Annotated in this window: 12 protein-coding genes; 1 reads left to right on the top strand and 11 read right to left on the bottom strand. The window is 34.2% G+C overall.

Annotation, left to right across the window (positions count from 1 at the left end; all coding sequences use genetic code 11):
- Positions 1 to 171 precede the first annotated feature (171 nt).
- Entirely contained in the window at positions 172 to 576 is a 405-nt protein-coding gene (locus PFY10_15175; GenBank protein WBV55570.1) for a 3-dehydroquinate dehydratase, read from the top strand.
- Positions 577 to 626: 50 nt separating this feature from the next.
- On the opposite strand, the gene pckA is transcribed toward PFY10_15175, so the two are convergent.
- The 11 genes from pckA to PFY10_15120 form a co-directional block, all read right to left on the bottom strand.
- The gene (gene pckA, locus PFY10_15170) at positions 627 to 2,243 is read right to left on the bottom strand and encodes a phosphoenolpyruvate carboxykinase (ATP) (GenBank protein ID WBV55569.1); all 1,617 of its coding nucleotides are present in this window, start codon (positions 2,241 to 2,243) and stop codon (positions 627 to 629) included.
- Between the two features lie 130 nt (positions 2,244 to 2,373).
- On the bottom strand, positions 2,374 to 3,276 hold the full coding sequence (locus PFY10_15165; GenBank protein ID WBV55568.1) for a GYDIA family GHMP kinase: 903 nt from the start codon (positions 3,274 to 3,276) through the stop codon (positions 2,374 to 2,376).
- Between the two features lie 11 nt (positions 3,277 to 3,287).
- Positions 3,288 to 4,163, bottom strand: coding sequence for an ACP S-malonyltransferase (gene fabD, locus PFY10_15160; protein ID WBV55567.1), 876 nt, complete (start codon positions 4,161 to 4,163; stop codon positions 3,288 to 3,290).
- Between the two features lie 68 nt (positions 4,164 to 4,231).
- The gene (locus PFY10_15155; protein ID WBV55566.1) at positions 4,232 to 6,181 is read right to left on the bottom strand and encodes a LysM peptidoglycan-binding domain-containing protein; all 1,950 of its coding nucleotides are present in this window, start codon (positions 6,179 to 6,181) and stop codon (positions 4,232 to 4,234) included.
- 38 nt (positions 6,182 to 6,219) lie between these two features.
- Positions 6,220 to 7,806: a bacillithiol biosynthesis cysteine-adding enzyme BshC gene (bshC, locus tag PFY10_15150; protein WBV55565.1), complete on the bottom strand. Its 1,587-nt coding sequence runs from the start codon at positions 7,804 to 7,806 to the stop codon at positions 6,220 to 6,222.
- Positions 7,807 to 7,820: 14 nt separating this feature from the next.
- Positions 7,821 to 9,758 carry a hypothetical protein gene (locus PFY10_15145; protein WBV55564.1) on the bottom strand — a complete coding sequence of 646 codons (1,938 nt, stop codon included), beginning with the start codon at positions 9,756 to 9,758 and terminating at the stop codon, positions 7,821 to 7,823.
- A 138-nt stretch (positions 9,759 to 9,896) separates the two neighbouring features.
- The gene (locus PFY10_15140; protein ID WBV55563.1) at positions 9,897 to 11,309 is read right to left on the bottom strand and encodes a RagB/SusD family nutrient uptake outer membrane protein; all 1,413 of its coding nucleotides are present in this window, start codon (positions 11,307 to 11,309) and stop codon (positions 9,897 to 9,899) included.
- Positions 11,310 to 11,406: 97 nt separating this feature from the next.
- The gene (locus tag PFY10_15135; GenBank protein ID WBV55562.1) at positions 11,407 to 14,184 is read right to left on the bottom strand and encodes a SusC/RagA family TonB-linked outer membrane protein; all 2,778 of its coding nucleotides are present in this window, start codon (positions 14,182 to 14,184) and stop codon (positions 11,407 to 11,409) included.
- Between the two features lie 313 nt (positions 14,185 to 14,497).
- Positions 14,498 to 15,148 carry a hypothetical protein gene (locus PFY10_15130; GenBank protein WBV55561.1) on the bottom strand — a complete coding sequence of 217 codons (651 nt, stop codon included), beginning with the start codon at positions 15,146 to 15,148 and terminating at the stop codon, positions 14,498 to 14,500.
- Between the two features lie 34 nt (positions 15,149 to 15,182).
- Positions 15,183 to 15,986, bottom strand: a complete 804-nt coding sequence (locus tag PFY10_15125) for a hypothetical protein (GenBank protein ID WBV55560.1) — start codon at positions 15,984 to 15,986, stop codon at positions 15,183 to 15,185.
- A gap of 17 nt (positions 15,987 to 16,003) precedes the next feature.
- Complete coding sequence (locus PFY10_15120; protein WBV55559.1) at positions 16,004 to 17,611, bottom strand: RagB/SusD family nutrient uptake outer membrane protein; 1,608 nt, start codon at positions 17,609 to 17,611, stop codon at positions 16,004 to 16,006.
- Positions 17,612 to 17,622: the final 11 nt, after the last annotated feature.

Here is a 17,622-nt window from a genome sequence, read left to right as displayed (position 1 = left end):
TTCTCAAAAATTAACTTAATTTTCACTTAAGACACCTGTTAATAAACCATTAGAGAAAATGTTAAATTTTTAAACATGAGAAATATCATTAAAAATAATGTAAAACATTCCCTTCAAATAAAACCCGTAAAATATCCGCACTAATCGAAAAAAACTTTTTAATTTTATGTTATGAAAATTTTAATCATAAACGGACCGAATCTAAATCTGTTGGGTACAAGAGAACCTGAAATTTATGGAATAATTTCAATGGATGAATATTTGGAAAAATTAAAAGATGAATTCCTTTCTTACGAACTGAACTATTATCAATCGAATATTGAAGGAGAATTAATTAACAGACTTCAGGAAGATGATTTTGATGCTGTTATTATCAATCCGGGGGCTTTTACTCATTACTCTTATGCGATAGCCGACTGTTTAAAGAATATACAGAAACCTAAGATTGAAGTACATATCAGCAATATTTATAAAAGAGAAGAATTCCGGCAAAAGTCAGTAACAGCGGCTCACACAGATGCTGTATTATCCGGCTTTGGAATGAAAGGATACAGACTGGCTTTATTAAGCTTTTAGGATGTTTTAATACATAAAAAAGCCTCATCAATGATGAGGCTTTTCTTTTTTTATATTGTTTGTTCTTGTAATTGAGGTCCGGAAGCAACCAGCTTTTTCCCCTCTTCAGTGTTACAATACTGTTCAAAATTCTTAATATATCTTGATGCTAAGTCTTTAGCCTTCTCTTCCCACTCTGAAGCATCACTGTATGTATGTCTTGGATCCAGAATGCCTTCTGAAACATTGGGTAAAGAAGTAGGAATTTCCAAGTTCATAATAGGTACTTGTGCCTTAGGAGCGTTCTCAATAGATCCATCAATTATTGCATCAATAATGGCTCTTGTATCTTTTAATGAGATTCTTTTTCCTGTACCGTTCCATCCTGTATTTACCAAATAAGCTTTTGCTCCATGTTCTTTCATTTTACCAATCAAGGTTTTAGAGTACATGGTAGGATGTAACGTAAGAAATGCCTCACCAAAAGCCGGAGAGAATGAAGGTTCTGGAGAAGTAATTCCTCTTTCAGTTCCTGCTAATTTAGAAGTATATCCACATAAAAAGTGGTATTGAGCCTGATTTTCATCTAAAATTGAAACCGGAGGTAATACTCCGAATGCATCAGCTGAAAGATAAACAATCTTCTTAGCATGCCCAGCTTTAGAAGGCAGTACAATTTTGTTAATATGGTAAATCGGATAAGAAACTCTCGTGTTTTCAGTGATTGAATTATCAGTATAATCAGAAACACCATTATTTACAACAACATTTTCAAGAAGAGCATCTCTTTTAATTGCTCTGAAAATGTCCGGTTCTTTTTCTTCCGATAAGTCAATTACTTTTGCATAGCAACCTCCCTCATAGTTGAAAACTCCATTGTTATCCCAACCGTGTTCATCGTCACCAATAAGATATCTTTTAGGATCAGCGGATAAAGTTGTTTTACCTGTTCCGGAAAGGCCGAAGAACAAAGCAACATCTCCTTCTTCTCCTACGTTTGCAGAACAGTGCATAGATGCCATTCCTTTTAGCGGAAGGTAGTAGTTCATCATTGCGAACATTCCTTTTTTCATTTCTCCTCCATACCAGGTTCCTCCAATGATCTGTAATTTTTCCGTAAGGTTGAACATTACAAAATTCTCGGAATTTAGTCCCTGAGCTTCCCAATTCGGATTCGTTGTTTTAGAACCGTTCACAACAGTGAAATCAGGTTCTCCAAAGTTTTCCAGCTCATAATGAGATGGACGGATGAACATATTAGTAACGAAATGCGCCTGCCATGCAACTTCTACGATGAATCTCACTTTAAGTCTTGTGTCAGCATTTGTTCCACAAAATGCATCCACTACATAAATTTTCTTAGAAGAAGAAAGTTGGTCTAGCACTAATTCTTTACAAGACTTGAAGATTTCTGCTGTTGTAGGCAAGTTCACTTTGCCATCCCAGAAAATTGTGTCTCTTGTAACATCATCCTGAACAATGTATCTGTCTTTTGGAGAACGGCCAGTAAAAATTCCTGTTTTTACTGATACTGCACCAGATTCCGTAAGTTCAGCTCTCTCAAAACCCTGATTTTCAGGAGAAACTTCTGCTTGAAATAATTCCTCATATGAGGGATTATATATTATTTCGTAGTCTCCCTTAATCCCTAATTTTTGCAAATCCTGGATGATTTTAGCGTGTTTCATTTTACTTATATTTTCTATTTCTTTTTTTAGTCCAACAAAATTAAATATTAATTTAGTGTTACAGGTGGTTAAATATAATGATATAAGTCAGAATGACAAAGAAAAAAACAGAACGGCAAATTACTAAATATCAAGCAATTATATCAGTCCATTCAAAAATAGTCGCAAAACCTTTTCCCCGAAAATAGTCCTCAAAGCCCCTAAATTTGGCACTCATTACAAAATCTCCCCCCCAGGCACCCAAACTTTTCACAAAAACCGGACAGTCGGAGAAGAATTTGTCTTTAACGGTAGGAATATTCAGAAAATCAGAAATTTTTCTTTCATGAACAGTCATTAAATGACAAAAATCATTTAATTCATTACATAATAGAATTTCATTGGTAAGGGCAGAAAATACTTCGATCAGTTTCCGGGATTTTATTTTAGACTTATACAGTTCGATTGCTTCCCTGCTGTCTTGTTTTTGATTTAAATGGATAAAAATCAAGTCGTCCTTAAAGATAGGATCAAAGGTTACTCTTTTATATTGTATTACCGGTTTATTCTGATACAAAACTGCTGATTTTTCCTTTGCGACAGCAATATCATAACCACTTCCACCCAAACTTAGACTATTTAGCATGAAAGGATCTGTATCAGCCCACACAGAAAGGTTGTTCATTAATGTTGAACTGCTTCCCAATCCAAAATCGGAAGGGAACTGTAGATTTGTTTTTAAAAAGTATGAATCTGCATTCTGGAATTTACGAGTAGAAAGCTTTTGGACGTTTTTCAACGTTTTTATAAGAAATTCGGCACTGGGAGCTATATTTGTCTCAAGGATTTTCCAAGAGGAATAATCAATGATCACTTTCAGCCATAGTTTATTTTGATGGTAAGCTTCCCAAAAAACCAATGATTTCCCATCTTCCGTTTCTTCAAAGAAAAACTCTTGTCCCAGCCTGGTTGGTACCGCTAGGACAAGAGCTCCATCTATAGCGAAATATTCTGAAGTAAGCATGAGCTTTCCCGGTGAAAATATTTCGCCCATTTGTTTATTTTTTAGATTGCCGAAGCAACGTCTACAGAACTATCAATTTTCTTGATCAATCCCTGTAAAGTTTTTCCTGGTCCAACTTCTACAAAGTTAGATGCTCCGTCTTTAATCATATTCTGAACAGATTGTGTCCATTTTACAGGACCTGTTAACTGAGCAATCAGGTTTTTCTTAATTTCGTCAGGATTTGTAACTGCAGTCGTGGTAATATTCTGATAAACTGGAATCGTTGCTTTTCTGAATTTAGTTTGTTCAATAGCAGCGGCCAATCTTTCTTGTGCAGGTTGCATCAATGGAGAATGAAAAGCCCCATTAACAGGTAGCAATAATGCTCTTTTTGCTCCCGCTTCTTTCAATTTAATACAAGCTTCTTCTACGGCAGCAGTTTCTCCTGAAATTACAAGTTGTCCAGGACAATTATAATTTGCAGGAACAACAATCCCATTGATCTGTGCACAAATTTCTTCAACTTTGGCATCTTCCAATCCTAAAATTGCAGCCATTGAGCTTGGATTAATATCACAAGCTTCCTGCATTGCTTTTGCTCGCTCAGATACTAATTTAAGACCGTCATCAAAAGACAGAACTCCATTAGCGACCAATGCTGAAAATTCTCCTAAAGAGTGACCGGCTACCATTTCAGCACCAAGTCCATTTACAGCTTTTAAAGCAGCTACAGAATGTATAAAAATAGAAGGCTGAGTAACCTCGGTTTTCTTTAGATCTTCTTCTGTCCCATTAAACATAAGGGATAAAATATCGAAACCTAAAATTTCATTGGCAGATTCCATCAGGTCCTTTATGTCTTTTCGAGAATCATATAGTTCTTTTCCCATCCCAACAAACTGAGAACCCTGCCCAGGAAATACAAGTGCTTTCATCTAATAATTTAAAATATTATGCAAATATAAACATAATGTGAAGATTTTCTTTCATCCAATCTACTTCACTAAGGAACTAATCGGATTACACGATAACCAGTATTCACATAAGCTCCATTAGCTTTGGACTTTACAAATTCAAACTTGGTTGCAAGCTGAGTTTGAACTTTATTCATTTGTTTAAAAATTTCTCCTTTTTTATTCTCTCTGGTTAACATGTCATTGACAACATCAAAACCAATAATTGCATATTTGGGAGGAGTCTTGCAATATTTACCTTTATAGGCTGCCAAAATCTCTTTTTCAAAACTTCCGTCCGTATTGATTTTTCTGTCCATTAAATAAACCAAACTCGCCTGACTAAGGTCGTCTACCTTTTTCTCAAAACTTGGAGCATAATACATGCTAAAAGCTTTTATTCCCTGTACTTCTTTTGTCAGGGCAATAACTCTATTTGAAAAAGCCTCGCCCGTACTATCGTTATCACTTGCTAAAATAGCTATTACAGGAGCAGATTGTCCCGTCATCATATTCTGGTCTGCCTTAATTTCTGCAGGAGAACTTACAATTGTTACATTTGGATTTTTCACTGCCTTTTCGAGACCAGCTTTAATATAATTTGCATTTTCCTTTTTGCTGTCTGCAACTATATAAATTTTTTGATCCGAGTATACAGTTTTTACTTCATCTACAATTTTATCCGCATAGGTTTGATCATTCGTTTCAATAATAACCAGATTACTGTAGTTATACAATTCCGGAGAATTTGCAAACGGCGCTACAATTGGAATTTTCTGGCTTTTAGTAAAGTCTAAAACATCAATGACATTCGATTTAAAGAATGGGCCTATAATTAAATCTGTATTATTAGGATTGATTTGAGTCAATGAATTCCTAAATGAAGCTTCATTACCGGAATCAACTACTTTAATATCCAGTTTCTGACCGTTTCTTGCATTTCTTTCAATGGCTAATTTAGCTCCTGTAAGAAAATCCATTGCCATTCCCCTATATTGAGTTTCATTTGTACTATAGCCGAAAGGAAGCATCAAAACAACACTTAAAGCATCTCCGCTTTTCTTAATGTATGCAGGATCAAGCTTCTTAATTTTCAAAATCATTCCGGTCTTTAGTCCGTGGGTTAAATCCGGGTTTAAAGCGATTAATTCGTCAATGGAAATACCATATTTATTGACAATAGAAAAAACAGTATCTCCTTGCTGAACAGTGTAAGTAACATATTCATCTCCTGCCTCCTCATTCACGTTAGAGGAATTATTAGCAGATGACTTTTCGTTGCCTGAATCAATTTTAGTTTTAGGATTAACAGGCTCCGTAATCACATTAGCAACATTGCTATTTGATTTTTTAACACGGATAACCTCTCCTGGTTTTAATCCTTTTTCTTCCAATCCAGGATTTAAAGCATACAGCTCTTGCTGGCTAACTCCAAATTGTTTTGTAATTCTGTAATAATTATCTTTTGATTGAATTGTATAGCTATCCTCATCCGTTGCCACGGCAGTTGATGGAGTATTATTAGCAGTTGCTTCTACAGTTTTTGAAGCTACAACAGGTTGTTGGTTGCCTCCATATTTTTTTATGCTTTCAAAAGGTAATGTAATCTCATCACCGATCTTCATATGAGAATCCAATTCAGGATTCAGCTTTCTCAAGTCAGTTTCAGAAATACGGTATTGCTTTGTAATTCCATAGATGGTTTGTTTCGGCTGTAATACAATTTTACCAAGCTGAGCATTGGGTTTAGCTTTTTCAATGACAGCACTTTTTGTAACAGGAGCAGAAGTGCTTTTATCAGATTTAACTGTAAGCACATCACCGACTGTCAACTTTCCATCTTTAAATTTTGGATTTAGTTTCAGCAGTTCATCCACCGTTATACCATACTTCTTGGCAATATTATAAGGATTGTCTCCTTTAACTACGGTATGTGATTGTTGAGCGGAAACGCCCAAAACCATACATAAACTGGATAGAATAAAAAACCTTTTTATCATAGTAGATAATTATAATTTACAAAAATACTCCTTTAAAATTAAATGGCAACAATTATTAATTTTGATTCTTGAACCACCATTTCTTCTAAACAAGTTTCAAGCCATGAATATCCATAATCAGCGAAAAATACACTAAAATTATAAACCCTTTCCTGCCATGTTTTAGAAGGATGTACGTTTAAAAATAAATTTTCCAACCTTTCAAGCAATTCACTTTGTTTTATCTTTTCTGCATGAAGAAGTCGCTTTTTCATCCTTTTGTAAGATTTGAGCTGTCTAATTTCTTCCGCCTTAACCATATTTCCAAAAGATTTCTCGGTAGTTTCGGCGATAGACCGTAATTCAGAAAAGCTATTGATCAAAAGAGATTCTTTTTCTTCAAGTAACCTGAGAATACTACTATTATCTAAGATCCTGTTGTTCGTAATAGCTGCAAAATTCTGAAAGAAATCATCAACTTTCAGATCAAGCTTATCTATTTTTTTTAATACTTTCTCCTGTAAGAACAACATTGAGTTTCGGGGAATCAAAACAGGAAAAGGGATATCTATTTTAGTAAAATAGTCTTTTAACTCAAGCCAATACATAATTTCTGCATTACCCCCGATATAGGCTAAATTAGGCAATACTTTTTCCTGATAAACCGGACGCATTAATGCATTAGGGCTAAATCTTTCCGGGGCTTTATCCAACTCATTTAAGATCTCTTCCTTTGTAAACCGGATGGGAGTATCCACCACACTATAATGATCTCCTACCAATTCTATCCGATCTCTCGTGTCAGAAAGGTAAAACAAATTAATTTCCCTGGGATTCACCTGAACCTTTCCATATTTATCTGTGAGAAATTTCACTTTTTCTTTAGAAGCATGATATAATGCAGAATGAATTAACTCTTCCCGGAAAATTTCTTTGACCTGATTTTTCAATATGCCTGAATCCCCATCAATGATTAACAAACCAAACTCTGAAAAAAGTCTGTTCACTAATGTCTTTATAGCTTCTGTAAGAGTATTCCCGACTTTGTAAGCTTCTTTAAGCATTAAAATAAGCTCTGTCCCAAAAACAGAATCCTTAAATTCCTTTTCAAACTCAGAAATGAAAAATGTATCGCTTATCTGAATTCTCCCGACAGGTCCACCAGACTTTTCATTAATTTCGTAATAATTATTCTCGGTTTTGAAGTGATTGATCTCAGCAAAATCGTGATCTTCAGAAGCCATCCAATATACAGGAACAAAATTAAAGTCCGGAAAATTAAATTTTAAATAAGAACAAGTCTTAATAGTTTGTAAAATTTTATACACAAAAAAAACAGGCCCCGAAAAAAGGTTTAGTTGATGACCTGTTGTTATAGTAAAAGTATCAGGAAGCTTTATGTTGTTTAAATTTTCCCTTTGCTTTTTAGAAAGTATGAGTCCGGATAACTGTTGTTCAAGAGCGGTGGATAATACCACTCTCTGTTCTGAAGTAAAAGATTCTTGTTTTAGATGAATTTTTTTTCTAAAATGGTCTAATGAAAATGTATTTTCTTCAAAACCCTCAATTTTATGATTTAAAAAATCTTTTATTAACTGAGGTATATTTTCTATATCATTAAATGATATTTTACTGATTGTTTTCAACTGGTGTTATGATTTTAGTTGAACAAATACCAAACAATTCCAAGGTTCAGTCTAAAATCATAAACCGGATAATGTGGAAATGCATAGGCTTTATTAGATGAGATAAGTGTACCTATCTGTTGCCCTTCAATAAAGAAGAACATTTTTTTAACTTTCATATTGATATAAACATCGGCAATAGGCTGTCCCCCGATTGAAAATGAATCCGCTCTTGGTAAAATGTATTCGTTAAGTATCGGAAAATATTCTCTTGAAGCAAACTTTGAGAAATAGTAAACTTTCAGTCCAGCTTGGATTTCTGCAGCATTTTTAAACGCTTTGGTCTGATAAAAGAAATTAGCACGGCCTATAAATCCAGGCATCGGATACAAATCTTTATTTGTTAGCGCGTTCTGAAACTGCACTCTTGTATTTAAATGATATTTACCAAAACTGAATGTAGCATCTCCTCCGATCTGAGAAATATTCAGCGACCCTTGACTTTGTTTAGGCATTGATGCCGCATCGAGATAAGTAAAATTGTCTATTCTGAAATAATTAACAAACAATTCTGTTTTAAACCATTTTAAATTAATATTCCCACCAATCTCAGTTATCGATTGGTTTTTAACATTCTGTTTATAATAATTAAAATTATTATAAACAGAAGTATTTAAAAGATAATTAAAAGAAGGATAAGCACTCTGGAAATTTACTTTAGCATTTACAAAGTAATCTTTGATCGGTTCAAATTTAATGTTGTTAGTAGTTTTTACATAAGTTCCGAACTGACTTCCATTAGAAAATTCCGCAAATGAATTAAGCTGGATTTTATCTAAAAGCTTTATCTGTAAGTTTCCTACTGCTCCAATTCTATTCTCTTTAATCTCATTTGGAATCTGTAATGTAGGCAGAGTAACTTGCGTTGCTCCAAACTTTATCATTTGATAACGCACTCCTGCATCCAGTTTGAACTTTTCATTATCCCAAACCAGACTAACAGTATTGCTTAGATTATTGGAATATTTCTTTGTTGAAAGAGGAAAACCATTAACGATTTCGGCGGGTGTATCGTACCAATACCCTTCTAAAGCATTTTGGGAGTAATAATATTTATTCCCTTGGTTAAAAATGGTATGCCTGATCCTAAAAGGAAATTTTTCAGCGTTAAAAGGAGTAAACTGATGGCTTAAATAATATCTTCTGTATCCAAATTGCGAACTTGAAGATGCAAGATTCACTTCTGCATTGATTCTGTTTCTGAAATCACTGTTCCCACTCTGGAACAGATCATCAGCCACAATTCCCCCGTTTTCCTGATTATTAACATTTTGATGCAGGTAATGAGCAAATAATTCATAGTTTCCGCTCTTACTTAGATAGTGTCCAGAGAATAGTGTATTATTATTAGCTGCCAATGAGTTCCTGTAAAGACCTTGTGATCGCAGTCCCATATATTCCAAAGCAAAATTAAATCGCTTCCCAATATTTTGAGTGTAGGTAGATCTTAAAACCGCTCCGTTCTTTATAGAATTATGATAAACAAAAGTTGCTGTTGGAGTTTTTACGTCATAATATTTCACGTCATTAATCCCAATAATTCCATAAGATTTATTGGAAGGCAACAGTGAAAGATTCTGCTCTGCATTCACCTCATAAGAAAGAGGATTAAATCCCGCCCCCACATTAGGAAATTGAACTCTCCCAAAGTTATCCTTATTGTTATATTGTGAAAAGATGTATGTTTTTTCGTAAGTCATCACCGTATCAAATATTTTCTTTTCAGAAAATTGAGTCTGATAAAGATAATCATTGATGGTAGGTTTGAATATTTTTAAAGAATCCTTCTTTCCAGAGTCAATGACTAAAGTATCAGCCAGTTTTTTTCCAAGCTTGTTAGAATCTGTTTTATTAACAACCTGTGCATTGAAAAAATTAGCAAAGAAAAGGATGATAAGAAATATATATTTCATGCGTTAATTTATATGGTTCAAAAGTGATACAGAACCATAACGGTTTTCATATTACATTTTGTACAGCAAAAATAAGAAATAAAAGGAAATAAAAAACCCTGCTTAGAGCAGGGTTTAATATTATATGATTATTGTTTATTAATAACCGTCGTTTTGCTTGATGTTTGGATTCTGTTGGATAGCTGTTTGTGGAATTGGCCACTGCCATTTTGTGCTTCCACTTGCTAGTGTTTGTGCAACAGAGGGGGTTCCAGTTCCATTTGATTGCTCACCTTTTCCAGATCTTTGAACAGGTAAGCCCAATCTCTTCAATGTGTACCATCTGTCATTTTCAAAAGCTAATTCTAATCTTCTTTCTTTGTAGATAGCATCCAGTAAAGCTTGCCCTGATTCTGTACCAGGAACGTAAGGATCAGTAGCCGTACCATATCTTTGTGATCTTAAAGAATTAAGCAAAGTTAATGCTTTAGTAGCATTTCCAGACTTATATGCAGCCTCAGCAGTATTTAATGCAACTTCTGAAGATCTAAGATACTTTACTGTTACAACGTTAGGAGCTCCTCCATTAGAAGAATACTTAGTTATATTATTGTATGTCTTTCCATTATAATTTGAAGTAGTAAAATATACTGATTTTCTCACATCTGTATCTTGATAAGAATTAAAAAAATCATAATCTGCTACAAATTCAGATCTTATTTGACCTCCTATTGTTTGGTTATAAGCAACTCCTACAGTCACACCTTCAGCAGCAGAATTCAAAATTTGAAATAATACTCCATCAAGATTTGTAGCTTTCCATAATGAAGTAAAGTTAGCTTTAGAAGTTAAACTAGGCGATGCAGCCAATGCTAAATCTCCATACTGTACTGTTTTAGCATAATCTCCCTTATATAAGTATACTCTACTTAGAAGACCATATATAGCAGTTTTACTTAATCTTCCTTTATCCGCATCATTTTGAGAAATATTATCAACTGCAAATAATAAGTCATCGATAATTTTATCGTAAACTTGAGAAACAGTTAAATTTCTACTAGCAGATGTATTAAGGGGGTCATATTTATCAGAATAATAAATACCTATGCTTGATCCTGCATCTGTAGACTGCGTAGGTATTTTAGCATAAGCTCTTACAATGTCGAAATGCATAATAGCTCTCAAAGCTCTTGCTTCAGCAGCAGTATTTGCTTTTGCCGCCCCTGTAAGAACACCATTATCAATATACTTTAATACAAAATTTGCTTTGCTTATTGCATTATAGGCAGCACCATATAAGCCAGTCGTTTGAGTATTATCAGAAGAAAATTCAAAGTTTGATGCAGCAAAATTACTTCCTCTTCCTGCAGGACTTCTTACAAGATTATCAGAAGTTAGGTCAGCGACTATAAGTTGACTTCCTGTATCGCCTCCGTAATAAGAAACTCCTCCTACGCCATTAAGGTTTACAGTTTTAAAGGCTGTATAAACTCCATCTAGAGCTTGTCTGAACGACTCAGGTCTTGTCATAGCACTTTCTTCAGGCTCATTAAGATATGATGACTGATCCAATTCTCTGTCACATGATGTAAGAGCAAGAGAAGTGAAAGCAACTGAAACGGCTATCCCTATTTTTATTATATTATTCTTTTTCATAGTAGTTTAAATATTAAAATTCAAATTGCATCCCCACCATAATTGTTTTAACAGCAGGATAAGTATAAAGGTTATATGATCCAGGAACAAAAAGAGAAGTTGATCCCGCAGATCCTAGAGAAACCTCAGGTTCTCCGTGGAATTTTGTTGCCGTAAATAAGTTTTGTCCTTGAACATACAATCTTACTTTGTTTAATGGAACATTTTCTCCAAAGAAATCCCTGTCAAATGTATATCCTAAGGTAAGAGATCTTAATCTTAAATAATCAGATTTCTCAATCCATTGATCGGAATCTCTCAATCCATTAGAATCAACCTTTTGGAACACTCCGGTATCACCTGGTTTTTGCCAGAAGTTAGCTGCCGCTTGAGCAACATTATACCCTGAAACTGCACTTAAAGGATCAACCGCTTGATAATACATATTATTATAAGTATATCCACCTAGTTTGAAAGTAAAATCTGCACTGAAATCTAATCCTTTATATTGCAAAGTAGTTCCAAATCCACCAAAACTTTTTGGGAAAGGAGATTTACCTTCAATTGCAACTGCATTATTAGCACTGTAAACATTGGTTACATTCCCATTTTTATCATAGTACAATGCATCACCATTATTAGGATCAACACCAGCGAACCTAACATTATAGAACATATAAGGAGTTTCACCTACTTTTAGATATGTGTATCCTAGATTTCTTTCAGTTTGTCCGTTGGATAATTTATCCAATACACTTTTTTGGAAAGAAATGTTTGCATGCAAATTCCAAGTAAAATCTCTATTCTTTAAAACATCTACACTTAGTTCAGCTTCAAGACCTTTCTGAGTCATATCTCCTGCATTGGAGTATTGTTGATAGCTTCCTTGCTCCGTTGTAAAAGGGAACAACTGGATAAAATCCTTTCTCTTATTTTGATATACTTCCACAGAACCTCTTACTCTTCTGTTCCAGAATACATAATCCACCCCAAGGTTGGTAATTGCATTAGATTCCCATTTCAAGTCTGGGTTACCAATAGTATTCAAAGGAGACAAAGTTGGATTTGTTCCATACAATCCATAACCAACATTAGTTACATTAGTGTAATCAACAACAGTTCCATCATTACCTGTAGTACCATATGAAGCTCTTAATTTTAAATCATTAATAAAACCTCCACTCATGAAATCTTCTTTCGCGATATTCCATGCCGCACTTGCAGACCAGAAAGTACCATACTTAGAGTTAGCTCCGAATCTCGAAGAACCATCTCTCCTAATTGATCCAGTAACTAAGTATTTACCTTGGTAATCATAGTTTACAATACCTGCCAAACTGAATAATGTATTTCTAGTTTTAGTACCTGTAAAAGTATTTCTCGCTGACGGAGTAGTTATAGAAGGTACACTGATCTGATCACTCTTTAGACCATATGCACTTGCATTTAAAACTTCGTTGAAATTGTCATTATATTCGACAAATCCTAAAACATCAAAGTGATGCCCTCCGAATGATTTAGTATAGTTTAATGAGTTATTCCATGTGTAATTAAAACCATAGAACGAATTTTTAGCAAGCTGACCGGTTGGTGTTCCGTTAACCGTTAAGTCTAGGTTAGATCCTTTTTTCAACCAGCTCGTACTCATAAACCAATCATAAATTGCATTAAAGTTTGATTTAAACTTCAATCCATTGATAATCTTATACTCGCCAAATACAGTAACAGGAATTCTTAATCTCTGATCATGAAGAGGATAATTTCTTACTTGTTCAACCACGTTAGATCCAGCACTCATACCTTGGTTATAGCTACCATCAGGATTATATATCGGCTCATAAGGAGCATATAAGTACATTGCAGCAAAAGGATTCTGAGTATTAAATCTATCAAGATAGTTATCTGTCTCCTGATATTGAGCACTAAGATTAACTCCTAATTTTAATTTTTCACTTAATTGATTAGTAAATGCAAAATTACCAGTATATCTGTCTAGGCCGTTAATATCCCTTAGGATACCTGTATCTTTATCATACCCTAATGAATAGTAAAATGTACTCTCTTTTGATCCTCCTTGAGCACTGAATAGGTATGACTGAATTGAAGATGGTCTTAAGATATCTTTTTGCCAATTATGATCAAAAGCAGAAAGTTGAGCTATTTCGCCAGGTGTCCAAGGTGTTACCCCTAAAAATCCTAACTGATTCTGAAAGTTCAACAATTCATTTGAATTCATCATTTTGAAGTTGTTATCCTTCAACTTTTCACTGAAACCAAACTTTGTTTCAAATGAATACACTGTTTTACCAGCTTTTCCTGATTTTGTAGTTACAACTACAACCCCGTTTGCTCCTCTAGCTCCATATTGGGCAGTTGCAGCAGCATCCTTAAGAATGGAGATGGATTCAACATCTGCAGGGTTAATAGCACTGAATTGTCTAGCGGTCATATACATACCGTTGACTACATAAGCAGGTTCAGAAGAACCTCCTACTCCAGCAACACCTCTTACTAAAATAGTAGCTACAGAACCTGGTTGTCCTGTTAAACTCTGTACATAAACACCAGAAGCTCTACCCTGAAGAGAGTTACCAAGTGAAGTAGTAGGAGTGTTTCGTCTAATCTCATCACCTCCGACTACTGATTGAGCCTGTGTAATTTCATCAGCTTTTTTCTTCTGATAACCCGTAACTATAACTTCATCAATTTGAGTTTCTTTAGTTAAGGTGTCCTTTTTCACAGACTGTGCAAAAGCAGCTTGTCCTAAAAAAAACAATGCTCCAGCACTTAAAACACGCAATTTCACATTCATATTAACAAATTTTAATATATTTAAGAGAGCAAATATGTTAATAAATATTAATACTGGCAACTTTTTAATTTGGCGATAATTATGATGAATACGATATATAAAAATTAATAATTTACTTCATAGATTAAAATTTAACAAAAAATAACATTTAACATTTCAATAAAACAAATTTTCCACAATTCAAAATATCTTTAACAAACATTTATCACCCTTAAAAATATTATTTAGAATCGTTATAAATTATTAAACAGCTATAAATTCCAAAGGAGCCTATTTTCCAATAGGCCCTCCTGAATTTCTTTGTATGTCTAATTTAACAAGCAATAATGCTTAATAAACTATTAAAATCATCAATATTTTTAAATTTATTCTTTTTAAAATTTTGATCTAATTCTTCAGATTTATTAGGAAATAATGCTTTAATTTCATCTTTTTTCAATGGAGTAATTACCTTTTTAGCCATATCAAACAAAAAATAATCCGGTTTAGTTCTTGAAAACTTCGGAGATCTAGCTTGATCATAGGTATTCTCCGCAACTTTTCCTGGCGTAAAGGCTATATTCTCTTTTCGAACAATTACATAATTATTTTTATCCGAAGAGGAATCAATATAATATTTCCCATTAATCAATCTCACAACATATTTATTATTGATTTTAAAATAATCAGCCTCTTCTTTTGGGATTTTATAATATTTATCATCACTCTTTAAGATAATTTCATCATTATAGATATTATATCTTAAAAGAAATGCTCCACTCTCTCCTTTAATCATTGATGGTAAAAACTCTTTTTCTAAAAAAGGAGAACCTTCATAATTATCATTATCGGCACTTTCCCCAACGCCAATTTTATTAACCGAATTAGACAACAATCTATTGTTATTAAGATTGTAAAGCACAGCACTTTGTCCAAAACAGAAGCTAAAGCCTAAAATTGACAATATAATTCCCGTCTTTTTCATTTTAAATTATTTTCTTTTTTTAGTGAGGTTGTTCTTAATTTCCTACAAACGCTTCTTTTTTGTTTCCGTAAGCCGCCGTAGTACCTTTAAGGTAATAATTCCCATACACAGTTAATGTCTTCGTACACGGATTAAATGATGAAACTTGCGAAGCATCAGTAGATTGCTTAACCCAAATTGGAGCTCCGGCATATGGAGCAGCACTATAGTTTGATCCCGTATATTGATCCGGAATAGTAACTACATATGTATCCGGATTATAATTTAACACCAAATCTATACCTACGTCCAAAAAGTCCTTTACCTTCAATTGATTTGTCGTTGACGATTGAACAATATCATAATTTCCATTTGGAGTATTCCAAAAAGCCTCTGTATTTTTAAAATTAGCATTCATCAACGTAGCCGAGCATTTCAATGACATACTCATTGTATATGTTTGATAATCTATAATAGCATTCTGAATAGAATTCGATTGTAATTTAAAAACAGCTTTTTTAGCCACACTGGTCGCTCCGCTTTCCAACAATCGCACAACGAAAACTCCATTAACTTTACCCGAAGGATTATCAGTACCTTTCACAAGTTGGAAATCAACTCCCTCTTTTGCAGTTGAACTTGGATCTAAAACTAATTTAACCTCCTTATCTCCAGATACCTGCGAAATTGTCCCATATTTAACTTCAACATCTTTATGTCCACTACCCTGTTCTATTAATTGATCCGAACCTGAAGTTACAAAATGTAAATATGGCTCACCTTCGTAATGAATTTCATCATTTGTACATGACATAACAAGACAAACAAGAAATAGATATATATACTTTATTGTTTTCATTTCTAAGTTTTTTTTAATTAATACCCAGGATTCTGTTGAATTGTTGGATTTCCTTGCAGCTCAGCCCTTGGAATAGGCAGCGATCTCATACGATAATCATTAATTGGTATAGTCACCGGGATCGTTTTCACATCGTCTGTAGGATCCCTATCAATAGCCACTCCCGCAATTGCTCCCAATCTTTTTAAGTCTAAATATCTATGCCCTTCCAAATAGAGCTCTTTCCTTCTCTCCAAAAGGATATCAACATATGCCTGCTGTTTACTTGAATACACCGGTAAATCCACAGGACCCAGGTAGTTACGCGCATCCCTAACATTCTTTATAAGTGTTGCAGCCGTAGTGAAACTACCTTCTTCAACAGCGCATTCAGCTAAAATAAAATACATCTCAGATAACCTGAAAATTGGAATATCGTTTCTTAATACATTCTGACTTAAAACCTTTTCCCGTGTAGGATCTGTAGGAATTGGATCAGGCGCCAAAGTTGCTCTGCCAGGATATTTATCTATCACAAGCACATCCAAAGCTCTGTAATTATCTATAGTCGCGTAATTGGAATTAATTACAGCAGTAGGATCAATATACGCAAACCTCCTAATATCTCCAGGAGTACTAGCATACAGGTTAAAAGTTTTTCTACCCATATCATACAAAATAGATCCATTAGCCTGCGACGCATTGGTTGCAAACAGAGTTACAATATTTCCCCAGCTTTGAAGTTGCGGCCTGTTTAAAGAAAATATTAACTCTCTCGGATTACCAGTATCTGTATTATTCCACATTTTAACGTATGGATTCTTGGAAGTATATGCATTCAGATCTTTATGAGCCTGATTATTTTGAGCCAGATTACCTGGATTAGGAGGACTTGCCACCGTAAGTGATAAACCAGAAGTATTTAACACCGCCTGTGCCGCAGCTTTAGCTTGAGGATACATACCTCTGTATAAATAATACCTTGCTTTAAAGGCATTTAAAAAATTTTTCGTAATCCTGTAATAATCACCACTGGTTGTCAAATTACTTTCTGCAAAGGTGATATCCGCATCAATTAATGCAAAAATTTGAGAATTCGCAACCCTTGGTTTAGTTTCTGTCAACTCAGGGACATCTTCTATTAGCATAACCCCTAAAGCATTAGGATCTTTCATGTCCGTAGAAAAATAGGACAAAAGAGTAAAATAAGAAAATGCTCTTATTAGTCTAGTCTGCGAAACCACATTATTATATCTAGCTCGTTCAGACTCTGCCGGCACTATACCCTTGGCTCCTACCAAAAGCCTGTTAGCCCTATTTATTGTTGTATAATTCCCGAGCCAGATACCAGAAGTAGGTCCATTAGTAATATCAAGGTAAAATTGATGAGCACTAAGTGCCAACTCAGAATTCTGAGGCCCCATCCCCAACTCATCAGTTATTTGAGCAGATAAAAATAAATTATTGGTAATATCTAAACTAGTATATACAGCACCATTAAGATATTTATCTAAATCGTTTGTATTAGTGAATGTCGACTCACCATTCAGTTCTCCCGCCTGAGTGATATCCAATGCATCATTACAAGAAGATACACTTACAATAACAGCTAAGGATAATATTGTTGTTTTAAAAATACTTTTCATATTGAATAATT

Origin of the sequence: Chryseobacterium daecheongense (assembly GCA_027920525.1) — a bacterium.
GTDB classification, from domain to species: domain Bacteria; phylum Bacteroidota; class Bacteroidia; order Flavobacteriales; family Weeksellaceae; genus Chryseobacterium; species Chryseobacterium proteolyticum.
The sequence above is the reverse complement of the archived record's forward strand: the minus strand, read 5'-3'. Positions and strand labels throughout refer to the sequence as shown.